Here is a 19,399-nt window from a genome sequence, read left to right as displayed (position 1 = left end):
CAGACATGGGCGATCTTCTGAAAGGCAAACGTGGCCTTGTGATGGGGGTCGCCAATGATCGTTCCATCGCGTGGGGTATTGCGAAGGCCGCCGCTGCCCAGGGTGCGGAGCTTGCCTTTTCGTATCAGGGCGATGCCTTTGGCAAAAGGGTCGAGCCACTGGCAGCGTCGCTTGGGTCGGACTTCCTGTTGGATGTCGATGTCACTGATGACGAATCGCTGGATCGTGCATTTGGTGAGATTGGAAGCCGTTGGCGCAAGCTGGACTTTGTCATCCATGCGATTGCCTTTTCCAACAAGGATGAATTGACCGGCCGATTCGTGGATACCAGCCGTGCAAACTTCAAGCACAGCCTTGAAATTTCGTGCTATTCCTTGATCGAGGTCGCGCGTCGGGCGCATCCCCTGATGGCGGATGGCGGGTCGCTGATCACCCTGACCTATGGCGGATCGAACCGGGTGACGCCGTTCTATAACGTCATGGGCGTGGCCAAAGCCGCACTGGAATCAGCGGTGCGTTATCTGGCAAATGATCTTGGCCCGGAGGGTATTCGCGTCAACGCGATCAGCCCCGGCCCCATGAAAACCCTGGCAGGGGCCGCGATTGGCGGAGCACGAAAGACTTTCCGCCATACCGAGGCCAATTCTCCGCTACGCGCCAACGCCACGCTGGACGCCATTGGCGGCACGGCTGTCTATCTGCTGTCTGATTGGGGCGCGTGCACGACCGGCGAGATTATCCTGGTCGATGGCGGCTATCACGTGTTGGGCATGCCACAAAGCGAGAACCTGTAAGGCGAAAGCTGGGGACTGCACAAACCTGGGGACTGCGCGTCCCCAGACCCCTGCGGGATATTTGATCACAGAAGATGGTGGGCGAGATGAGCTTCTTTACGGCACGTGACGGGGCAAAGATCGCCTATCGCGACGAAGGTCAGGGTGTGCCGGTTCTGTGTCTGGCCGGGCTGACGCGCAATATGGCCGATTTCGATTATGTTGCGCCGCATCTGGCGGATGTCCGGATGATACGGATGGATTACCGCGGTCGGGGGCAGTCGGATTACACCGGTGCGGCGACCTATACCGTTCCGCAAGAGGGTAAGGATGCTTTGGACCTGCTGGACCATCTGGGGATTGAGAAAGCGGCGATCCTGGGGACGTCGCGCGGTGGTTTGATCGGATTGCTGATTGCGGCTGTGGCGCATGATCGTTTGCTGGGCCTTTGCCTGAACGATGTGGGTCCGGTGATTGAGCGTTCGGGGTTGGAGCGAATTTTCGACTATGTCGGACGCAACCCTGCGGCCCGCACCTATGATGCACTGGCCGCGCGGCTGCCCGCTGCCAATCCGGGTTTCGCCAATGTGCCGAATGGTCGATGGTTGGCGGACGCGCAGAAGCATTATGAAGAGACGGCGGATGGTTTGCAAATCCGCTATGACCCCACCCTGCGGGATGCCTTTCTGGCTGCGTTCGAGGGTGAAACGCCGGATCTGTGGCCGCTTTGGGCCGCAACATCAGGGCTTCCGGTCGCCGTCATTCGCGGGGCCAATTCCGACCTGTTGTCACGCGCGATGTTTGAAGAAATGCGGCAGCGGCGGCCGGACGGAGTATATGCAGAGGTGCCGGATCGGGCGCATGTGCCGTGGCTGGACGAAACGAAGGCCGTTGAAGCCATTCGGAACTGGCTGGATAAAGTCAAAGCCGCTTAGCGGCGGCGGATCAGTTCACGCAAGATGCTGGCTGGCTGGGCCTCCGGGATGGCGTGCCGGGCTATCTCCAGCCATTCGGTTTCGTCGAAGGCTGGAAAGAAGGCATCGGCGCCAGCGATTTCGATGTCCACTTCGGTCACCATCAAGCGGTCCGAGTTCGGCAGCAGGTCTTGATAAACCGCCTGTCCACCGATGCCATAGATGCGGTTATAGCCTTGGCTTTGGCAAAAGCTGATCGCCTGACCCGTGTTGCAGAAAACGTGGTCCGTCAGCCCTTCCTGACGTGACAGAACACAATTCAGTCGGTTTTTCAGCGGCTTGACGGGCAGGCTTTCCCAGGTCCTGCGGCCCATGATCAATGCGCCACCGGTTGTTTCACGTTGAAACATCTTCAGATCGGCCGAATGTGCCACGGTATCTGGTTATCCTTCCCGATGGCGTTATTCCGTGCGCGGGCGACGATCAGGGTCAGCATGGTCAGACGGCCACGGGTGCTTTGATGGCGGGGGCGGGATCGTAATCCACGAACCGAAAATCATCGAACTTGAAATCGAAGATCGAATCGACCTTGCGGGTCAGTTCCAGTTTCGGCAGGGGGCGCGGGTCGCGTTGCAGCTGCGTCTGCACCTGGTCCATATGATTCAGGTATATATGCGCATCGCCCATGGTGTGAATGAAATCGCCCGGCTCATAGCCGGTGACATGGGCCAGCATGACCTGCAACAGCGCGTAAGACGCGATATTGAACGGCACGCCAAGGAACATATCCGCCGAGCGTTGGTAAAGCTGCAAATGCAGTTTACGGCCCGCGATCCGCACCTGCCACAGCGTATGGCAGGGCGGCAGCGCCATACGGTCGATATCGCCGGGGTTCCAGGCCGTAACGATCAGCCGGCGGCTGTCGGGTGTCTGACGGATCGCCTGAATCAAGGCTTCGATCTGGTCAATCTCACCGATGTGGGGGGATTCGTCCTGCACCCGCTGAATTGTCGGAAAATGACGCCACTGATGGCCATAAACGGGGCCCAGATCTCCGTTTTCATCTGCCCATTCATCCCAGATCGAGACACCGTTATCCTTGAGATAGCGGATATTCGTGTCGCCGGACAGAAACCACAGAAGTTCATGGATGATCGAGCGTAGATGAAGCTTTTTCGTCGTCACCAATGGGAAGCCATCGGCGAGCGAATAGCGGGACTGCATTCCGAAATAGGACAATGTGCCCGTCCCGGTGCGATCGGTCGATTCCACGCCATGGTCCAGCACCATGCGCAACGCGTCCAGATATTGCTTCATGAGGGATTCCCGCTGTTCGACCGACATCCATGACATATCGCCATGAATGTGGGAAGGAAACCATAACCCATAAGATATCCCCATGAATGCGGGATGGAAACCAAAGTTCAGCGGGTGTGTTTGAATGTCGATGCCCGCCATGCCAAACTGCGGCTCGACAATGATGCGATATCATCCTGACATAAGGGAAATTCGATGAAAATCCGCTATTTACATACGATGGTCCGAGTCGAGGATCTTGACAAGACGATGGCCTTCTTTCGCCTGCTGGGACTGGAAGAAACGCGGCGGATCGACAATGACAAGGGCCGATTTACATTGGTTTTCATGGCCCCGCCCGGTCAACATGAATGCCCGGTCGAACTGACCTATAACTGGGATGGCGATGACGGTCTTCCGTCGGACAGCCGTCATTTCGGCCACCTGGCCTACCGTGTCGAGAATATCTACCAGATGTGCCAGAAGCTGATGGATGCGGGCGTCACAATCAATCGTCCGCCGCGCGATGGCCATATGGCGTTTGTGCGTAGCCCGGACAATGTCTCGATCGAGTTGCTGCAAGAGGGCGAACACCTTCCGCCGCAGGAACCTTGGGCCAGTATGGAAAATACCGGTCACTGGTAAGGGCCGGCCGCACGGAAATGTGTCTCCGTGCGGCGCTTCGATCTAATAGATGTAGCGGATCTGTTCGCCCCAGAACCGTTCGATCCGGCGGGTCTGCATATTGACCAGTTCCAGCGGCGGGTCTTCCAGCACGCCCGACATCGCCAGCCCTTTAGCGTGACGCAGAAACAGATTGTGGACGATTTGACGAACCTCGATCCCCTGATCTGACAGGCGCACCCGCACAGAGCGGCGGTCCAGATCGCTGCGTTCATGATGGACATACCCCATCGTGACCAGCTTTTTCAGATTATAGCTGACATTCGATCCCTGATACATGCCGCGTGACCTCAGTTCACCTGCGGATACCTCTGCTTCACCCAGATTATACAGGATCATGGCCTGCACGGGTGTCAGGTCATTGCGGTTCAGACGTTCGAATTCATCCTTCAGCAGATCCAGCATCAGCCGATACATCCGTTCCAGTAACTGAAGGGCTTCCAGATAGGCTTCGGTCGTCTCTGACAGATCGGGGATCAGAGAGAGTGTGTTTGTAGAGCGCGTCTCGCGCGGCGCAGGTGAAAGCATGGCGTCTGCGATCCTGTCCTTTGTGTTACTTGGACAGGTTTGACGGAAAGAAGCGAATCTTCAGTTAATTCGACCGAAATTTCTGGACTGGATAGGAAAAATTTTATCCAGCCGAGCGGAGGCGTTTACCAGCATAACTTGCGACGATGTCCAGAATAGGGGCAATCGCCTCTGGTCCCCTGTTCGGACCGCCATTCACCCGTGCCGTGACCCACAGATACAGATCCTGATCGTTCTCATTCATCATCGCTTCGTATTCGTCCAATTGCGACGATGACAGGTCCGTTAAAGGACCATCGGCGAAATGCCCCAGGATCAGGTCCATTTCTTTCATGCCACGCCGCCAACTGCGAAGCTTCAGGCGGCGGATGCGGGTATCATGGGTTTCGGTCACGTTATCCATCGCTTAGCGTTCCTTCCAACCGGGCAAGGCGCTGCAAGGCATCTTGCAGGATGCGGCGCAGTTCCTGAATTTCGGCGGCAGCTGTGCTTGCGTCGGCACCAGAGGTCAAGCCCGCGCCTTCGCCATCCAGCAGCCAACCGGCGGAAACATCCAGCAATCTGGCAATGCGCCCAAGCCCATCGTCCGAGGGCGCGGATTGGTCAGCTTCCCATTCCTCAACGGTGACGCTGCTCAGTTCCAGCCGTTCGGCCAATTGTTCAAGGCTGAAACCTGCGGCCTCTCGTGCTGCCATCAGGCGATCGCCCAGTGTCGCCTCTGTCGGACCGTAACCGAAATCGGTCATCATCGCCTCGCTTGTGGGTTCTTTCACGCAAGCGTAAGCCATAGCGGTCCACAGTTCAAACTGACGAGGCCGATCATGGCGTTTCTGTCTGACCGCTTGGCGCGAATCAAGCCGTCGCCAACCATTGCAATGACCACTCGCGCCGCCGAACTGCGCGCCGAGGGCCGCGACATCATCGGCCTTTCAGCCGGTGAGCCGGATTTTGATACGCCCGAGAATATCCGCCAAGCCGCGAAAGCCGCAATCGATGCGGGACAGACGCGCTACACGGCGGTGGACGGCACGCCGTCGTTGAAAAAAGCGATCTGTGGCAAGTTCAAACGCGAAAACGCGCTGGATTATGAACCCTCGCAGATTACGGTTGGCACAGGGGGCAAGCAAATCCTGTTCAACGCGCTGATGGCCACGTTAAACGATGGGGATGAGGTGATCGTCCCTGCCCCTTACTGGGTCAGCTATCCTGATATGGTTCTGCTGGCGGGTGGCACGCCGGTATTCGTGGAATGCACGCTGGAACAGGGTTTCCGCCTGACCGCTGAGGCGTTGGAAGCCGCCATCACGCCGCGCACGAAATGGCTGATTCTCAATTCGCCGTCGAACCCCTCGGGCGCGGCCTATGACCACGATCAGATGAAAGCGCTGACGGATGTGCTGTTGCGGCATCCCAATGTCTGGGTCCTGACCGATGATATCTATGAGCATCTGGTCTTTGACGGCTTCCAGTTCGTCACCCCGGCCCAGGTTGAACCAAAGCTGAAGGACCGCGTGTTGACAATGAACGGGGTCAGCAAAGCCTATGCCATGACCGGGTGGCGCATCGGATATGGGGCGGCCCCTGCTCCGCTGGTCAAGGCGATGGCAAAGTTGCAATCGCAATCGACATCGAACCCCTGCTCGATCAGCCAATATGCGGCTGAAGCCGCGCTGAACGGGCCGCAAGACTATATCGACGAAAGCCGCGAGGCATTTCAGCGCCGGCGTGATCTGGTCGTGGCCGGGCTGAATGACTGTCCCGGTATCGAATGCCCGACACCGCAAGGGGCATTCTATGTCTATCCTTCCATCAAGGGTTTGATTGGCAAGACTTCGGCCGGTGGAACCGCGCTGACGGACGATCAGGCCTTTGCCAACGCCCTGTTAGAGGAAACCGGTGTTGCCGTCGTCTTTGGCGCGGCGTTTGGCCTTAGCCCGCATTTCCGCGTCAGCTATGCCACCAGCGATGACCAACTGACTGAGGCGGTCGCCCGGATCAGGAAGTTTTGCGAGGGCTGCAACTGACAGGTGGAATTGCGCGTTGATTTCGGAACAAGAAGCAGGAGGCTATTTTGTTACCGCATAATACACTTGTCGTTGTTGCCGACGGCCATTCCGCAACACTGTATCGCAATGTTGCAAAACATGGCGTTGAATTGTCAGAGGTTGAAAAGCTTTCCCCCGGTGATCTCGACAAACAGTCGGCGGGTGCCGTGATGGACGAAGGCTCGCCCCGCGCGGAAGAGGAAGCGGGCTTTGCCGCCCAACTTGCCCAATACCTCAATGCATTGGCGTTGAAGCATAAATATGATGATCTGGCTGTGGCGGCTGACCCGTCAACGCTGGGCGTAATGCGCAAGCATTATCACAAGGAGCTGCAATTCCGTCTGCGCAAGGAATTGTCCAAAACGCTGACCAATTCAGATCTGGCCGCGATCGAGGCTGCGTTTACCGCCTAAGCGTCGCACCCTGAACAAAACGGGCCGATAACGGCCCGTTTTTATGTCTGGTTCAGGTCAAAGGGCGGTCCAGCCGCCGTCCACGCTGATGGTCGTTCCGGTAATCTGGGCTGCTGCATCGCTGCACAGAAAGACGACCGTATCACCAAGCTGTTCGACGGTGACGAATTCTTTGGATGGCTGGCGTTCCAGCATGACCTTTTCGATCACCTCGTCACGGCCCATCTTGTATTCTTTCATCGTGTCGGGAATCTGCGCCTCGACCAGCGGCGTCAGGACGTAACCAGGGCACACCGCATTGCAGGTGATCGCCTCTCGGGCGGTTTCCAGACCGGTCACCTTGGTCAGCCCGACAACGCCGTGCTTGGCCGAAACATAGGCCGATTTATAGGGGCTGGCGGTCAGGCCATGGGCCGAGGCGATGTTGACGATGCGGCCCCAGCCGGCTTCGCGCATCTTCGGCAAAGCGGCAGCGGTGGTATGGAAGGCCGAACTAAGGTTGATTGCGATGATGGCATCCCATTTGTCCGATGGAAAATCCTGAATCGGCGCGACATGTTGAATGCCTGCGTTGTTCACCAGAATATCGCACTTCCCGGCCTTTTCGATCAGGGCGCGACATTCGTCGCCTTTGGACATGTCGGCCTTGATATAGCGAACGGTCACGCCGTGTTGCTTGGCCAGTTCGTCGGCCAGCGCATGATCTTCTTTATTGTCGGTAAAGCTGTTCAGGACGATGTCGGCCCCTGCGGCGGCAAGCTGATGGGCCACGCCCAAACCGATTCCCGAATTTGACCCCGTCACGACGGCAGTTTTTCCGGTCAGAAATTTCTCGAACATATATCCTCCTAAACGCTCGGGCTTGGGCGCAGAGTAATCCTGCGGCGGGCGGTGTGAAGCCTGAATTTACGCGGGCAGCTAAACGCCGCCCCGACGATTCTGAAAGGCATTCAGGATCAAGGACAGTGTTTCACCCATTTTTGTAAGCTGCCGTAAGCCATAAAAAAGCGCCCGCACAAGGCGGGCGCAAGTCATGAGGCAGGTTTCATACAGGCAAGAAACCTATCGAGCAGTGAGTTATTTATACGCGATGCACCGCCCGAGTCCAACATCCATTTCCCCGCTGCCATTGACGCCCGCAGACTCAGATTGTTGATATCGGAACGACAACAAGAATGACCGGGCGGCAGGCAATGCGAATCTTCAAAAACCTTAACAAATGCGCGATTACGCGTGCTTTTTCGCTGCTGGCTCTGGTTGGTTCCGGTGTTGCAGCAATGCCGCTGGCAACCCTTGCCGATCCCGCGCATGGCATTGCAATGTATGGAAAACCTGCGTTGGAGGCAGGTTTCGAATCCCTGCCCTATGCGAATCCGGAAGCCCCGAAAGGGGGCACGATTCGCATGGCAGAGCCGGGTAGTTTCGATTCGCTGAAACCTTGGGTTCTCAAGGGCGATGCGGCTTGGGGCGTGGGCGTTCATGTGGTCGAAACGCTGATGTATCGGTCAATTGATGAGCCTTTTACGCTTTATGGTCTGTTGGCCGAATCCGTCGAAACCGATGAGAATCGCTCTTGGGTGGAATTCACGTTGCGGCCCGAAGCCCGCTTTTCCGACGGCAGTCCGGTCACTGTCGAAGATGTGATGTGGTCCTATGAAACGCTTGGGACGCAGGGGCATCCCCGCTATCACGGCGTCTGGTCCAAGATTGCCAGGATGGAACAGACTGGCCCCCGAAGCGTCCGTTTCACCTTCAACGAACAGGACCGCGAACTGGCCATGCTGATGGGGCTGCGTCCGGTTCTGAAAAAAGCGCAGTGGGACGGCAAGGACTTTGCTCAATCCGGGCTGGAAGCTCCCATCGGATCGGGCGCTTACATGGTAGACCGCGTTGATCCCGGTCGTTCAGTCACGTTCCGGCGCAATCCCGATTATTGGGGCAAGGATCTGCCGCTGAACCGCGGCCTGCATAATTTTGACACAATCCGGTATGATTATTATGGCGACGCCAATGCCATGTTCGAGGCATTCAAGGCGGGCAATGCCGATATCTGGCGTGAACTGTCGCCGCAAAAATGGGAAACGCAGTTCAACTTTCCCAGGGCCGCGCAAGGCAGTGTTCTGAAAGCCGAGATTCCGAACGAACGTCCGTCGGGCATCATGGGGCTGGTGATGAACACGCGCCACCCGCTTTTCACGGATTGGCGTGTGCGGCAGGCGATGATCGAAGCGTTCAATTTCCAGTTCATCAACAACACATTGAACGCCGGAAAAGAACCTCGGATCACGTCCTACTTCTCAAACTCTGCGATCGCGATGCAGCCCGGCCCGGCACAAGGCCGCGTGGCGGAACTCTTGCAGCCATTCGCGGATGACCTGCTGCCCGGAACGATCGAAGGCTATTCCCTGCCCGCAGGCTCGGACCGGCCAATTGATCGCGACGGCATGCGCCGTGCCATGGACCTGCTGGAACAGGCGGGCTGGACCGTTCAGGGCGGCAAGCTGCGCGATGTCGATGGCCGCCCCTTCGCCTTTGAAATCCTGCTGAACCAATCCGGCAGTGCCATGCGCGCCGCGTCAGAGACGCAGCAAATGGTCGATATCTTTATCGAGGCCCTGCGCCGTCTGGGCATCGACGCCCATGCCACCCTGCTGGATTCGGCGCAGTTCATTCAGCGCACGAACAACTTTCAATTTGACATGACCTGGTATGAACGCGCCCTGTCGCTGTCACCCGGAAATGAACAGATGTTGTATTGGGGCAGCGCCGCAGCGGATCAGCCCGGCAGCCGGAACTGGATGGGAATGAAAAGCCCCGCAGCCGAGGCGATGATCCAGGAAATCGTGACTTCAGACACTCCCGAAGAATTTACTTCTGCCGTCAGGGCCTTGGATCGTGTGCTTACAGCGGGCCGATACGTGATTCCGGTCAGCTTCTCGCCCATCTCACGTCTGGCTCATTCGTCCAACCTGCATTATCCTAGTGACCGCACACCATTATACGGAGATTGGCCGGGTTTCATGCCCGAGCTGTGGTGGCAGGAGGCAGAGTGATGAAAGCAGTGATAGGCGCAATAATTGCCTGTGCCCTTTTGGCCGGATGCAACACGGTCGCGGGCGTTGGTGAAGACATAACCGGCATCGCCACGTGGGCACAGACCGGGATAGGTGGAAGGGGCTACTGATGAAATGGCACCACGTCGAGGAAAACTGGCCCGCCTTCTATGAGGCCATTCAGGAAAAATGGCCGGAAGTCGATGAAGGCGATCTGGATGATATCGGCGGCGATCAACGTGCCTTCGTCAAATATCTTGTCGAAGTGACCGGACAGGACAGCGCCGAAATCAAAGAGGAACTTCGGGAATGGCTGATCGGCGAAATCCCCTCGGACGTCGTGATGGACCCGATCCATGACAATCATTCCATCGCGCTAAGTTCCAAATACGTCGGCGAAGGCGAAGACGAATATGACGATGACGCCCGCTTCGGTCAGGATGATGAAATTCGCGGCGACGGCGATTGATCGCGGACGCAGCGCCTGCCAGGTCAGACGTCTCGTGGTGCCCATAAGATGATGGCCGCCCCGATCAGACAGACAGCCCCCCCGATCAGATCCCACTGATCGGGTTTTTGCCCTTCGACCAGCCACAACCACAACAGCGATGCGGCGATATAGACGCCGCCATAAACGGCGTAGGCCCGTCCCGCCTGATCCGGCGGGCTCAACGCCAGCAGCGATGCGAACAGCATCAGCGACAGGACGCCCGGCACCAGCCAAAGCGCCGATTTATCCAACCGATACCACGCCCAAAAGGCAAAGCAGCCAGCAATCTCGGCCAGCGCGGCGGTGGCGTAAATGAAAATGGCCTGCATGATTCTGTCTTAAACCCCGACCGCGATCCCGTCCATGAGAATGCTTCGCAAGACCCTTGCGAACCCCTCTCAACTAGCGAGATTCAAGGCCCTTTTCTGCGCAGTTCGGGCTTTTCCGGGCTGCGACCGGTTGAGGTTCAATGCCTGATCTGCGACATGCCCTCTTCGATCAAGGGACCGTTCAAGGGGTGCGGGTCATGTCGCCAACTCTTAAAATCGCCACCGGCAGCATTGTTGTTGGTGTGATTGTTCTGGCGCTGAAAACCCTGGCCTGGTGGCTGACGGGTTCGGTCGCGCTGATGTCGGATGCGCTGGAAAGCACGGTCAATGTCGCGACCGCCATCGCGGCGCTGATCGCGATTCGCATTGCCGCGAAGCCTGCAGATCACAGCCATCCCTATGGCCACCAAAAGGCAGAGTTCTTCAGCGCCGTTCTGGAAGGCGTGATGATCATTGTCGCCGCGCTTTTGATCCTGCGCGAATCCTATCATGGGCTCATGCATCCGCGCCTGCTGGAGGCACCGATGGAAGGCTTGCTGATAAATGCCGGGGCCAGTGTTCTGAACGCAATCTGGTGTGCCGTTCTGATCCGTCAGGGGCGCCGCCTGAAGTCCCCTGCCCTTGTCGCGGACGGCCACCATCTGCTTTCGGATGTCGTGACCTCGATCGGCGTCATTATTGGCGTTGCGCTGGCCGTTGCGACGGGCTGGCCGATCCTTGATCCGCTGCTGGCGGGGCTGGTGGCACTGAATATTCTGTGGTCGGGGTGGAAGGTGATGGCATCGTCGCTGAGCGGGCTGATGGACGAAGCTGTGCCCGACGCGACCCTGACCACAATCCGCGACATCATTTCCGACCGTGCGACCGGCGCAATCGAGGCGCATGACCTGCGCACGCGCCATGCCGGCAGCGCGACCTTTATCGATTTTCATCTGGTCGTGGATGGCGAAACGACGGTGACACGCGCCCATGAAATCTGCGACCGGATCGAGGCTTCGATCAAGGCAAAGCTGCCCGAAGCGCAGATCACCATTCATGTCGAGCCTGAACATAAGGCCAAGCACAGCGGCGTGCTGGTGCTGGACTGACGGCGGCCTTTTTCAGGCAGCCAGTCTGATCCAGACAGGCACGTGATCGCTGGGCTTTTCACCCGCCCGCGCATCCTTGTCGACGCCGACATCCACCATCAGATCGGCCGCCTGCGGTGACAAAAGCAGATGGTCGATGCGAATGCCGTCATCCTTGTTCCACGCACCTGCCTGATAGTCCCAGAACGTGAATGGGCCACGCGTCGACCATGGGTCGCGGAGACGGACAGCATCGCTCCAGCCTGCCCATTCAATCCGGCGCAGCGCCGCACGGCTTTCGGGCAGAAACAGCGCGTCCGTTATCCAGTTCTGCGGGTTGGCCGCATCGCGGGCTTCAGGAATGACGTTAAAATCGCCCAGCATCACGACCGGCATTTCAGTCGCGCGCAGTTCCGCCGCACGCGCTGCCAGACGTTGCATCCAAGCCAGCTTGTAATCGTATTTCGGCCCAGGAGCGGGGTTGCCATTGGGCAGGTAAAGCCCCGCGATCCGCACGGCAATATCACCGATCACGGTCGCTTCGATATAACGGGCCTGTTCGTCCGCATCGTCACCGGGCAGACCACGCATGACATCTTCCAACGGCAGCTTTGAAAAGATCGCAACACCGTTGAAGCCCTTCTGACCGTGCGTTTCCACGGTCCAGCCCAAATCCTCGAAATGTTCGCGCGGGAAATTTTCGTCGACCGATTTGATTTCCTGCAGCACGACCACATCGGCGCCGGACCCTGCCAACCAGTCGGTCAATGCTTCGATTCTGGCTTTGACGCCATTGATGTTGAATGTCGCGATTTTCATGCCTGTATGTTCGGCTTTCGTCGCCGGATTGGCAAGCCGTCCCACGACCTGTTCTTTTGGATCATTGCCGGCTGGGCCGAGATTATTCCCCTTCTAGTTCCGAGCCATTTCACGCTTTTGAAACAATCCAGAACGGATCGCTTTTCCGCTATACTGCGCCTTTGGCCTGAATCTGGCGACCACCCTGAAATATCGGACTGGATTATGATCCTACCGGTCTGATTTTCCAGCAGTGGCCACATCGTCGGCGCGGGCACGGATATCATCATTTCTGGCGGATGAATGGCGACCGGACCGCAGAGTTTTCAATCCTGCTGGATGACCTGGCAGCGATAGGACAAAACGGCCTTTCTGCCTTAGGGCGCTGCATTTCGGTTTTCGCCCCAAGGTGATAGAATAGGGTCAGGACCCCTTGGGATCGGACCTGATGATACGCTGCCTGATTGCACTGCTGCTGCTATGCCTGCTGCCCGCGCTGGCCGCGCCTGCATGGGCGGACGAACGGCCGCGTGCCGGTTTGATGTGGAACCGCAGCGGGTTGCCAGCGACCCTGCCGATGCTGGTGAAGACGTTGCCGGGCAAGGATTATGTCGCCTATATTGTCGACCCAGAGACAGACCAGCCTGTGATGGCGGGGTATATCCAGGGCGGCCGGTTGTTCCGATTGCTGGTTCCGCCGGGCACATGGATGGTGCGTTTCGCCTATGGCCGCGACTGGCAGAATGAGGATCAGCTGTTCGGCAGCGACACCGGCTGGACGCAGATGGATGCGCCCCTGACGTTCGGCGCGGGCGTGGCGCGCAGGCATGGCCATATCATCACGCTGATCGAACAGAACGGCAAGATGCGGGTGGCGGACGCGCGCCCGCAAACCCATTGCCAGATCGCCGGTTTGGACAGCATCCGTCACGGTTGGGATGGGGCGAACCGTGAAATCGCCTCACTTCTGGCTGGACGAGGCATGGGCGATTTCTGGGGCGAATTGCGTTATAACGAACTGGATATAAAGCTGCGCCAGATCGTCTGTGGATGATCCCGCCAACCTTGATCCGAAATGGGATTCAGGCCCGCTTTTTCCTAGGCGCGAAGGCAACCATCAACGCGCCGATCCCGGCACCGATCAGGGCATAGTTGATCATCATCGAAAACAGATCGGTCTGATTGGCCGCAGCGATCGAGCTGGCGGCCTGTTCGGCGCCTGCACCACTTGCCCGAGCATCCATCATCGCAATCATTCCCGGGTCATTGCAATTGGCCAGCATCGTATTGGCGTTTTCAGCGTCGCTGCCATATTCATCCCGAACCAATTGCTCGCAACGCGCCTGATCCGCTGCGGACACGGATGATGTGCCGAATTGCCGATAGGCGCCGATCCCGACCAAAAGGATGGCAATCAGAATATAGATCTTGGTTTTCATGGGTCTTATCCAGATTTGTTAAACTTGAATTGACCCTACTCGGGCGTCACCGCCCAAGCCAGAACAAAACAGGTTTGTGCAGGATAAGACCTCAGATCGAAAAGGACGTGCCGCAACCGCAACTGGATGATGCATTCGGGTTGTCGATCACGAAACGCGCGCCGATCAGCTCATCCGAAAAATCAATGACCGCGCCCGCCAGATAGGGCAGCGAGACCGGATCGACCACCACCCGCTGACCGCCACCTTCCAGCACCAAATCATCGGATTCAGGATCATCTAGCCGGATATCGTATTGGAACCCGGAACATCCGCCACCGGATACGGCCACGCGAAGCGGGCGGGTTTCACCACCTTCGTTGATTTCGGCCAACCGGGCAAAGGCGCGTTCGGTTACTTTCGGAGGCAGGTTCATGGGGCGTTCCCGTTTTCGTCTGTGGATAACAAATATAGGCTTTGCCACCATATCCCGCAAGGAAGGCTTCGTCAGTCCGTGTCAACATTAGCGCCCTATGCCTGCCACCCCGATGCCAGCCGCGGCAGGTTGTATCCGGAAAACCTGTCTACATTCCGTTCACCCTGGCAGCGCGACCGCGACCGGATCATCCATTCCAGCGCCTTTCGGCGGCTGAAACACAAGACGCAGGTTTTCGTGGAACATGATGGCGACGCCTATCGTGGCGATTATTTCCGCACCCGTCTGACCCACACGGTCGAGGTGGCGCAGGTTGCCCGGACCATCGCCGGCGCACTGAACCTGAATACCGATCTGGCCGAATCCGTGGCACTGGCCCATGACCTGGGCCATCCGCCCTTTGGTCATACGGGCGAAGATGCGCTGGCGGCGCTGATGGCCCCTTATGGGGGCTTTGATCACAACGCACAGGCGCTGCGGATCGTGACCCGGTTGGAACGCCATTACGCGGATTTCGACGGGCTGAACCTGACATGGGAAAGCCTGGAGGGGATCGCCAAGCATAACGGGCCGGTTCACGCTCCTCTGCCCTATGCGCTGGCCGAGGTGAATGACCAATGGGATTTGGAACTGCACACCAATGCCAGCGCCGAAGCGCAGGTTGCTGCGGTGGCGGATGATGTGGCCTATAACCACCATGATCTGCATGACGGTCTGCGAGCCGGATTGTTTACCGAGGCGGAACTGGCCGAACTGCCCGTGGTGGGCACTGCCTTTGCCCAGGTTGACGACCGCCACCCGGACCTTGACCCGATGCGCCGCCGTCACGAGGCGCTGCGCCGCGTCTTTGGTGTCATGGTCGAGGATGTGATCCACGTCGCCGAAAACCGACTGGCCAGCCTGCAACCCAGATCGGCACAGGAAATCCGTGATATGGACGGCCCGATCATCCGCTTTTCCAAGCCGCTGTATCAGAACATCAAGGCCATCAAATCCTTTCTGTTCACCCGCATGTATCGCGCGCCCTCGGTGGTGGATGAACGTGTCAGCGTCACCGCCATGCTGAACGATCTGTTCCCGCTTTTTCTGAACGATCCGAGCCACATGCCCGATCATTGGAGCGCCGAGGCCCTGGCCGCACCCGATGAAACGCATCGCGCCCGTATCGTGCTGGACTATGTCGCAGGGATGACCGACCGCTATGCCATCGCGGAACATCAGCGACTGTTCGCCCGGCGTCCGTTGTAGATATTTATCGTTTAATATTTATCGTATCGCGAACCCGTATCCCGGCCTGCGCGTTAGGTGGCAGTTGCACATCTGACAGGAGGAATGAAGATGGCCGGTTTCACGCGCAAAGGTTCGGCAAAATGGCAAGGCGGTCTGAAGGACGGCAAGGCGACGGTCTCGACGCAATCCGGTGCCCTGTCAGAACAGCCCTATGGCTTCAATACCCGGTTTGAAGACAAGCCCGGCACCAATCCCGAAGAACTGGTCGGCGCGGCGCATGCGTCCTGTTTCTCGATGGCGCTGTCGAAAATGCTGGAAGATGCCGGTATCTCGAATGTGACGATCGATACGACCTCGGCCGTGACGCTGGAGCAGGATGGCGATGGCTTCACCATCACCAAAGCCCATCTGACCACCAATATCTCGGGCGATGGCGACAAGGCAAAGATCGAGGAACTGGCTCAGCAGGCGAAAGCAGGGTGCCCGGTGTCGAAACTCCTGAAGGCAGACGTGACCATGGATGCGACGGTCGCCTGATGCTGATCCGGGTCGGTCATGAAATCATCATCACAACGGCACAGGACACCCCGTTGATCTGCCAAACGGCGCCGCATGTGTCACGGCAGGGCGATTTTATCGCGCCTGAAAGTGTCACGACCGACCCGCAGACGCCGATTCACAGCTATTTCGACGGCTATGGAAATATCTGCAGACGCATGATTGCGCCGCAGGGTCAGTTCACGCTGCGCGGTGATGTGACCTTGCACGATGACGGTCAGCGAGATGCGGTGGACGAATCCGCCGAAGAATGGCCGGTCGAAGCGTTGCCCGATGAAGCGCTGAATTTTCTGACCGGATCACGTTATGTCGAAACGGATCTTCTCAGCCAAGAGGCTTGGGACCGTTTCGGCACGATCGCACCCGGTTGGTCCCGCGTTCAGGCGATTGTCGATTACGCCCACAACCATCTGACCTTTGATTATCAACAGGCCCGCGCAACGCGCACGGCGGCCGAGGCGAATGCCGAGGGTGTGGGCGTTTGTCGCGATTTTGCACATCTGGCGCTGGCTTTTCTTCGCGCGCTGAATATCCCCGCCCGTTATGTAAACGGCTATGTCGGGGATATCGGCGTGCCCGCAGTTCCTGACCCCATGGATTTCGCCGCCTGGACAGAGGTATTTCTGGGCGGCAAGTGGTGGACTTTCGATCCACGCAACAACCAGCGCCGTATCGGCCGCGTTGTCGTTGCCCGCGGGCATGACGCTTCGGATGTGCCGTTGATCAACAGCTTTGGTCAGCACACGCTGGACGGCTTTACCGTTTGGTGCCACCCTGTCGATCATCAGGGAAATGAGCTGGACGGAATGCTGTTTGCTTGATTTCCGCTTAGCGCAGGAAAATCAACGCCATTCCGGTGCAGGCGATGGCGGCACCCAGCCAGCTGGCCGCCGTGGGTCGCTGGCCCGTGCGGAGCCACAGCATCGGCAGGATCAGAACCGGCGATGTCGCCGACAGTGTCGAGACGATCCCCACCTTGCCCCCTACCAACGCATACAACACCAGCGTCATGCCCAGACCAAGACCGATCACCGCAGTTGCCAGAGCAGGCAACACAACCGCCGCAGTCAGTTTGGCATTCTGTCTGCCATTGAAGCCCCCTACCATCATCAGGCTGCCAAGCGCGCCGAAACACAGACCCGAGGCTGCCACACGCATCAGGGATGCCGCATAGGGGTCGACCCCGGCCTCCATGACAGGTCGCGCGATCAGGGCGCCAACCGCCTGCCCCAATGCCGCGCCCAGACCGAACAGGATGCCGGTTATCACGATGCCCTCGGTCTGCTCGAAGCGGTGCGCATTGGCGCGTGGTCGTCCTGCAATCGCGATCGCGACACCGGCAGCGGTCAGCGCAACACCGATGCTTGCCTGCAGCGACAGTTCCTCGCCCAGCACCGCCCAGCCAAGGATCGCCGCCATCGGCGCGTTCAGCGCAAAGATCGCTCCGGCCCGCCGCGCCCCAAGGCGTCCGACAGCCGCGAAATTCAGCGTGTCACCAATGAAAATTCCGATGACCCCGGACAGGATCAGCACCAGCCCCGCGTCAATGTCCAACAACCCGCTTGGGGTGCGAAACACGACAATTGCACTGAGCAGAACGATGGCAAAGATGTGCCGCAACAAATTGAAACGGAACGGCCCGATGGCGCGAACGGCGTCCGTGACAACCGTTCCCGTGAATGCCCAACAGGCCGCGGCGCCAAGCGCCGCAAGTTCGTGCAAGGGCAGGTTCACACCATCATTTCTTTCGTCGCCGTCAGTTTCAGCTCGGGGTGGTCGCGTTCGATCCGGTCGATATCCCATTGCAGGCGGGTCAGATAGACCATGTCACCATCGTGATCCTGCGCCAGATGGCCCTTGTTGGCGTTGGCAAAGGCCTCGACCTTGTCCTTTGGACCTGCAACCCACCGGGCGCTGGTGAATTGCGACGCCTCGAACCGGACGGGGATGCCGTATTCCAGCTCGATCCGGCTGGCCAGAACCTCGAATTGCAGCGCGCCGACGACGCCGACGATGAAGCCGGAACCGATCATCGGCTTGAACACCTTGGCGGCGCCTTCCTCGGCGAATTGCATCAGGGCTTTTTCCAGATGCTTTGCCTTCATCGGGTCAGTGGCGCGAACGGTCTGCAACAATTCAGGTGCGAATGACGGGATGCCGGTAAAGCGCAACCCCTCACCCTCGGTCAGGGCATCACCGATGCGCAGCTGGCCATGGTTCGGGATGCCGATGATGTCGCCTGCCCACGCCTCTTCCGCCAGTTCGCGGTCGGCGGCCAGAAACAGCACCGGGTTTGACACCGCCATCGGCTTTTTCGACCGCACATGCAGCAGTTTCATCCCGCGTTCAAAATGCCCCGAGGCCAGGCGAACAAAGGCCACCCGGTCGCGGTGTTTGGGATCCATATTGGCCTGCACCTTGAAGACAAAGCCGGTCACCGGCTTTTCTTCGGGCACGATTTCACGATCCGCACTGTTTTGCGGCTGCGGTTCGGGGCCGTATTGGCTGATCCCCTTCATCAGTTCCTGAACGCCGAAACTGTTGATCGCGCTGCCAAACCAGATCGGGGTCATATGCCCTTCAAGGAAGGATTGGCGATCAAAGGCGGGCAGCAACTCGCGTGCCATCTGAACCTCTTCGCGCAGCTTTTCCAGCAACTCGGCCGGGACGTGCTGTTCCAGTCTGGGATCGTCCAGACCTTCGATCTTGATCGATTCCGCGACCTTGTTGCGATCGGCGCGGTCCATCAGTTCCAGCCGATCGTTCAACATGTCATAGCAGCCGATGAATTCGCGGCCCACCCCGATGGGCCAGCTTGCCGGGGTCACGTCAATAGCAAGGTTTTCCTGAATCTCGTCGATGATCTCGAACGTGTCGCGGCTTTCACGGTCCATCTTGTTACAGAAGGTCAGGATCGGCAGATCACGCAGACGGCAAACCTCGAACAGTTTGCGGGTCTGGGATTCCACGCCTTTCGCGCCGTCGATGACCATGATCGCGGCATCCACCGCCGTCAGCGTGCGATAGGTGTCTTCCGAAAAGTCGCTGTGACCGGGAGTATCGACCAGATTGAAGCGATAGCCGTCGAAATCAAACGACATCGCCGAGGCCGAGACCGAGATCCCCCGGTCCTGTTCCATCTTCATGAAGTCGGAACGGGTCCGGCGCGCCTCGCCCTTGGCGCGGACCTGACCGGCCATCTGAATGGCGCCACCGTAAAGCAGAAACTTTTCGGTCAGCGTGGTCTTACCGGCGTCGGGATGCGAGATGATCGCAAAGGTCCGGCGGCGGGCGATTTCGGGCGGAAGCGCGGGGCGGTTGTTCATGCCCGCGCATGTATAGCCGAACGGGCGGTTGTGCAATTGGC

23 protein-coding genes and 1 pseudogene are annotated in these 19,399 nt (G+C 58.4%); 12 read left to right on the top strand and 12 right to left on the bottom strand.

Going from position 1 to position 19,399, the window contains the following annotated elements; genetic code table 11:
* The first annotated feature begins 5 nt into the window (after positions 1–5).
* On the top strand, positions 6–794 hold the full coding sequence (locus tag H4P12_RS01175) for an enoyl-ACP reductase FabI (RefSeq protein ID WP_187791761.1): 789 nt from the start codon (positions 6–8) through the stop codon (positions 792–794).
* A gap of 86 nt (positions 795–880) precedes the next feature.
* A complete protein-coding gene (locus H4P12_RS01170; RefSeq protein WP_187791760.1) occupies positions 881–1,708 on the top strand; it encodes an alpha/beta fold hydrolase in 828 nt (275 codons plus the stop codon).
* Here the strand turns inward: H4P12_RS01170 and H4P12_RS01165 are convergent.
* Together H4P12_RS01165 and H4P12_RS01160 are read right to left on the bottom strand one after the other, a co-directional pair.
* A pseudogene (locus H4P12_RS01165) lies at positions 1,705–2,183 on the bottom strand (dihydrofolate reductase). The gene H4P12_RS01170 and the pseudogene H4P12_RS01165 overlap by 4 nt on opposite strands.
* A 2-nt stretch (positions 2,184–2,185) precedes the next feature.
* Positions 2,186–3,004: a thymidylate synthase gene (locus tag H4P12_RS01160; RefSeq protein WP_187791759.1), complete on the bottom strand. Its 819-nt coding sequence runs from the start codon at positions 3,002–3,004 to the stop codon at positions 2,186–2,188.
* 195 nt (positions 3,005–3,199) lie between these two features.
* Between H4P12_RS01160 and H4P12_RS01155 the strand changes: the two genes are divergently transcribed.
* Complete coding sequence (locus H4P12_RS01155) at positions 3,200–3,628, top strand: VOC family protein (protein WP_187791758.1); 429 nt, start codon at positions 3,200–3,202, stop codon at positions 3,626–3,628.
* Between the two features lie 42 nt (positions 3,629–3,670).
* Here H4P12_RS01155 and H4P12_RS01150 read toward each other — a convergent pair whose 3' ends face one another.
* The 3 genes from H4P12_RS01150 to H4P12_RS01140 all read right to left on the bottom strand — a co-directional run bounded on the left by H4P12_RS01150 (position 3,671) and on the right by H4P12_RS01140 (position 4,968).
* Positions 3,671–4,084: a MarR family winged helix-turn-helix transcriptional regulator gene (locus H4P12_RS01150; RefSeq protein ID WP_246448886.1), complete on the bottom strand. Its 414-nt coding sequence runs from the start codon at positions 4,082–4,084 to the stop codon at positions 3,671–3,673.
* 214 nt (positions 4,085–4,298) lie between these two features.
* A complete protein-coding gene (locus H4P12_RS01145) occupies positions 4,299–4,598 on the bottom strand; it encodes a succinate dehydrogenase assembly factor 2 (protein WP_187791756.1) in 300 nt (99 codons plus the stop codon).
* The gene (locus tag H4P12_RS01140; protein ID WP_343069745.1) at positions 4,591–4,968 is read right to left on the bottom strand and encodes a helix-turn-helix domain-containing protein; all 378 of its coding nucleotides are present in this window, start codon (positions 4,966–4,968) and stop codon (positions 4,591–4,593) included. Before H4P12_RS01140 ends, H4P12_RS01145 begins: the two co-directional genes overlap by 8 nt.
* A gap of 48 nt (positions 4,969–5,016) precedes the next feature.
* Between H4P12_RS01140 and H4P12_RS01135 the strand changes: the two genes are divergently transcribed.
* Together H4P12_RS01135 and H4P12_RS01130 are read left to right on the top strand one after the other, a co-directional pair.
* Entirely contained in the window at positions 5,017–6,219 is a 1,203-nt protein-coding gene (locus H4P12_RS01135; RefSeq protein WP_187791755.1) for a pyridoxal phosphate-dependent aminotransferase, read from the top strand.
* Between the two features lie 47 nt (positions 6,220–6,266).
* Positions 6,267–6,653, top strand: coding sequence for a host attachment family protein (locus H4P12_RS01130; RefSeq protein ID WP_187791754.1), 387 nt, complete (start codon positions 6,267–6,269; stop codon positions 6,651–6,653).
* 57 nt (positions 6,654–6,710) lie between these two features.
* Here the strand turns inward: H4P12_RS01130 and H4P12_RS01125 are convergent, their stop codons facing one another.
* Entirely contained in the window at positions 6,711–7,493 is a 783-nt protein-coding gene (locus tag H4P12_RS01125; protein ID WP_187791753.1) for a 3-hydroxybutyrate dehydrogenase, read from the bottom strand.
* Between the two features lie 353 nt (positions 7,494–7,846).
* Between H4P12_RS01125 and H4P12_RS01120 the strand changes: the two genes are divergently transcribed.
* Both H4P12_RS01120 and H4P12_RS01115 read left to right on the top strand, forming a co-directional pair.
* Positions 7,847–9,706 (top strand): extracellular solute-binding protein, encoded by a 1,860-nt coding sequence (locus H4P12_RS01120; protein WP_187791752.1) that lies wholly within the window; start codon positions 7,847–7,849, stop codon positions 9,704–9,706.
* Positions 9,707–9,836: 130 nt separating this feature from the next.
* Positions 9,837–10,175 carry a hypothetical protein gene (locus H4P12_RS01115; RefSeq protein WP_187791751.1) on the top strand — a complete coding sequence of 113 codons (339 nt, stop codon included), beginning with the start codon at positions 9,837–9,839 and terminating at the stop codon, positions 10,173–10,175.
* 23 nt (positions 10,176–10,198) lie between these two features.
* Here H4P12_RS01115 and H4P12_RS01110 read toward each other — a convergent pair whose 3' ends face one another.
* A complete protein-coding gene (locus tag H4P12_RS01110) occupies positions 10,199–10,525 on the bottom strand; it encodes a YnfA family protein (protein ID WP_187791750.1) in 327 nt (108 codons plus the stop codon).
* 197 nt (positions 10,526–10,722) lie between these two features.
* Between H4P12_RS01110 and H4P12_RS01105 the strand changes: the two genes are divergently transcribed.
* Positions 10,723–11,613 (top strand): cation diffusion facilitator family transporter, encoded by an 891-nt coding sequence (locus H4P12_RS01105; RefSeq protein ID WP_187791749.1) that lies wholly within the window; start codon positions 10,723–10,725, stop codon positions 11,611–11,613.
* A gap of 12 nt (positions 11,614–11,625) precedes the next feature.
* On the opposite strand, the gene xth is transcribed toward H4P12_RS01105, so the two are convergent.
* The gene (gene xth, locus H4P12_RS01100) at positions 11,626–12,411 is read right to left on the bottom strand and encodes an exodeoxyribonuclease III (RefSeq protein ID WP_187791748.1); all 786 of its coding nucleotides are present in this window, start codon (positions 12,409–12,411) and stop codon (positions 11,626–11,628) included.
* Positions 12,412–12,838: 427 nt separating this feature from the next.
* On the opposite strand from xth, the gene H4P12_RS01095 reads away from it, so the two are divergent.
* Positions 12,839–13,444 carry a hypothetical protein gene (locus tag H4P12_RS01095; RefSeq protein ID WP_187791747.1) on the top strand — a complete coding sequence of 202 codons (606 nt, stop codon included), beginning with the start codon at positions 12,839–12,841 and terminating at the stop codon, positions 13,442–13,444.
* A gap of 28 nt (positions 13,445–13,472) precedes the next feature.
* Here the strand turns inward: H4P12_RS01095 and H4P12_RS01090 are convergent, their stop codons facing one another.
* Positions 13,473–13,829: a hypothetical protein gene (locus tag H4P12_RS01090; RefSeq protein WP_223115660.1), complete on the bottom strand. Its 357-nt coding sequence runs from the start codon at positions 13,827–13,829 to the stop codon at positions 13,473–13,475.
* Positions 13,830–13,920: 91 nt separating this feature from the next.
* Positions 13,921–14,244 (bottom strand): HesB/IscA family protein, encoded by a 324-nt coding sequence (locus tag H4P12_RS01085; RefSeq protein WP_187791746.1) that lies wholly within the window; start codon positions 14,242–14,244, stop codon positions 13,921–13,923.
* Between the two features lie 78 nt (positions 14,245–14,322).
* Between H4P12_RS01085 and H4P12_RS01080 the strand changes: the two genes are divergently transcribed.
* From H4P12_RS01080 to H4P12_RS01070, 3 genes are all read left to right on the top strand, one after another.
* A complete protein-coding gene (locus H4P12_RS01080) occupies positions 14,323–15,492 on the top strand; it encodes a deoxyguanosinetriphosphate triphosphohydrolase (protein WP_187791745.1) in 1,170 nt (389 codons plus the stop codon).
* A 90-nt stretch (positions 15,493–15,582) separates the two neighbouring features.
* Complete coding sequence (locus H4P12_RS01075) at positions 15,583–16,011, top strand: OsmC family protein (protein WP_187791744.1); 429 nt, start codon at positions 15,583–15,585, stop codon at positions 16,009–16,011.
* A complete protein-coding gene (locus H4P12_RS01070; protein ID WP_187791743.1) occupies positions 16,011–16,853 on the top strand; it encodes a transglutaminase-like domain-containing protein in 843 nt (280 codons plus the stop codon). The genes H4P12_RS01075 and H4P12_RS01070 overlap by 1 nt, the downstream gene beginning before the upstream one ends.
* A 7-nt stretch (positions 16,854–16,860) precedes the next feature.
* Here the strand turns inward: H4P12_RS01070 and H4P12_RS01065 are convergent, their stop codons facing one another.
* Both H4P12_RS01065 and H4P12_RS01060 read right to left on the bottom strand, forming a co-directional pair.
* Positions 16,861–17,766 carry a DMT family transporter gene (locus tag H4P12_RS01065; protein ID WP_343069744.1) on the bottom strand — a complete coding sequence of 302 codons (906 nt, stop codon included), beginning with the start codon at positions 17,764–17,766 and terminating at the stop codon, positions 16,861–16,863.
* On the bottom strand, positions 17,763–19,358 hold the full coding sequence (locus H4P12_RS01060; protein WP_187791742.1) for a peptide chain release factor 3: 1,596 nt from the start codon (positions 19,356–19,358) through the stop codon (positions 17,763–17,765). Before H4P12_RS01060 ends, H4P12_RS01065 begins: the two co-directional genes overlap by 4 nt.
* Positions 19,359–19,399: the final 41 nt, after the last annotated feature.

Origin of the sequence: Paracoccus amoyensis (genome assembly GCF_014490725.1) — a bacterium.
Taxonomy (GTDB): domain Bacteria; phylum Pseudomonadota; class Alphaproteobacteria; order Rhodobacterales; family Rhodobacteraceae; genus Paracoccus; species Paracoccus amoyensis.
The sequence above is the reverse complement of the archived record's forward strand: the minus strand, read 5'-3'. Positions and strand labels throughout refer to the sequence as shown.

Bases quoted from the DNA above. Each gene is read 5' to 3' on its own strand.
- H4P12_RS01155 (WP_187791758.1), top strand. From the start codon at position 3,200: ATGAAAATCCGCTATTTACATACGATGGTCCGAGTCGAGGATCTTGAC.
- H4P12_RS01160 (WP_187791759.1), bottom strand. From the start codon at position 3,004: ATGAAGCAATATCTGGACGCGTTGCGCATGGTGCTGGACCATGGCGTG.
- H4P12_RS01105 (WP_187791749.1), top strand. From the start codon at position 10,723: ATGTCGCCAACTCTTAAAATCGCCACCGGCAGCATTGTTGTTGGTGTG.
- H4P12_RS01060 (WP_187791742.1), bottom strand. From the start codon at position 19,358: ATGAACAACCGCCCCGCGCTTCCGCCCGAAATCGCCCGCCGCCGGACC.
- H4P12_RS01075 (WP_187791744.1), top strand. From the start codon at position 15,583: ATGGCCGGTTTCACGCGCAAAGGTTCGGCAAAATGGCAAGGCGGTCTG.
- H4P12_RS01175 (WP_187791761.1), top strand. From the start codon at position 6: ATGGGCGATCTTCTGAAAGGCAAACGTGGCCTTGTGATGGGGGTCGCC.
- H4P12_RS01125 (WP_187791753.1), bottom strand. From the start codon at position 7,493: ATGTTCGAGAAATTTCTGACCGGAAAAACTGCCGTCGTGACGGGGTCA.
- xth (WP_187791748.1), bottom strand. From the start codon at position 12,411: ATGAAAATCGCGACATTCAACATCAATGGCGTCAAAGCCAGAATCGAA.
- H4P12_RS01110 (WP_187791750.1), bottom strand. From the start codon at position 10,525: ATGCAGGCCATTTTCATTTACGCCACCGCCGCGCTGGCCGAGATTGCT.
- H4P12_RS01070 (WP_187791743.1), top strand. From the start codon at position 16,011: ATGCTGATCCGGGTCGGTCATGAAATCATCATCACAACGGCACAGGAC.
- H4P12_RS01085 (WP_187791746.1), bottom strand. From the start codon at position 14,244: ATGAACCTGCCTCCGAAAGTAACCGAACGCGCCTTTGCCCGGTTGGCC.
- H4P12_RS01150 (WP_246448886.1), bottom strand. From the start codon at position 4,084: ATGTATCGGCTGATGCTGGATCTGCTGAAGGATGAATTCGAACGTCTG.
- H4P12_RS01120 (WP_187791752.1), top strand. From the start codon at position 7,847: ATGCGAATCTTCAAAAACCTTAACAAATGCGCGATTACGCGTGCTTTT.
- H4P12_RS01135 (WP_187791755.1), top strand. From the start codon at position 5,017: ATGGCGTTTCTGTCTGACCGCTTGGCGCGAATCAAGCCGTCGCCAACC.
- H4P12_RS01095 (WP_187791747.1), top strand. From the start codon at position 12,839: ATGATACGCTGCCTGATTGCACTGCTGCTGCTATGCCTGCTGCCCGCG.
- H4P12_RS01170 (WP_187791760.1), top strand. From the start codon at position 881: ATGAGCTTCTTTACGGCACGTGACGGGGCAAAGATCGCCTATCGCGAC.
- H4P12_RS01145 (WP_187791756.1), bottom strand. From the start codon at position 4,598: ATGGATAACGTGACCGAAACCCATGATACCCGCATCCGCCGCCTGAAG.
- H4P12_RS01090 (WP_223115660.1), bottom strand. From the start codon at position 13,829: ATGAAAACCAAGATCTATATTCTGATTGCCATCCTTTTGGTCGGGATC.
- H4P12_RS01115 (WP_187791751.1), top strand. From the start codon at position 9,837: ATGAAATGGCACCACGTCGAGGAAAACTGGCCCGCCTTCTATGAGGCC.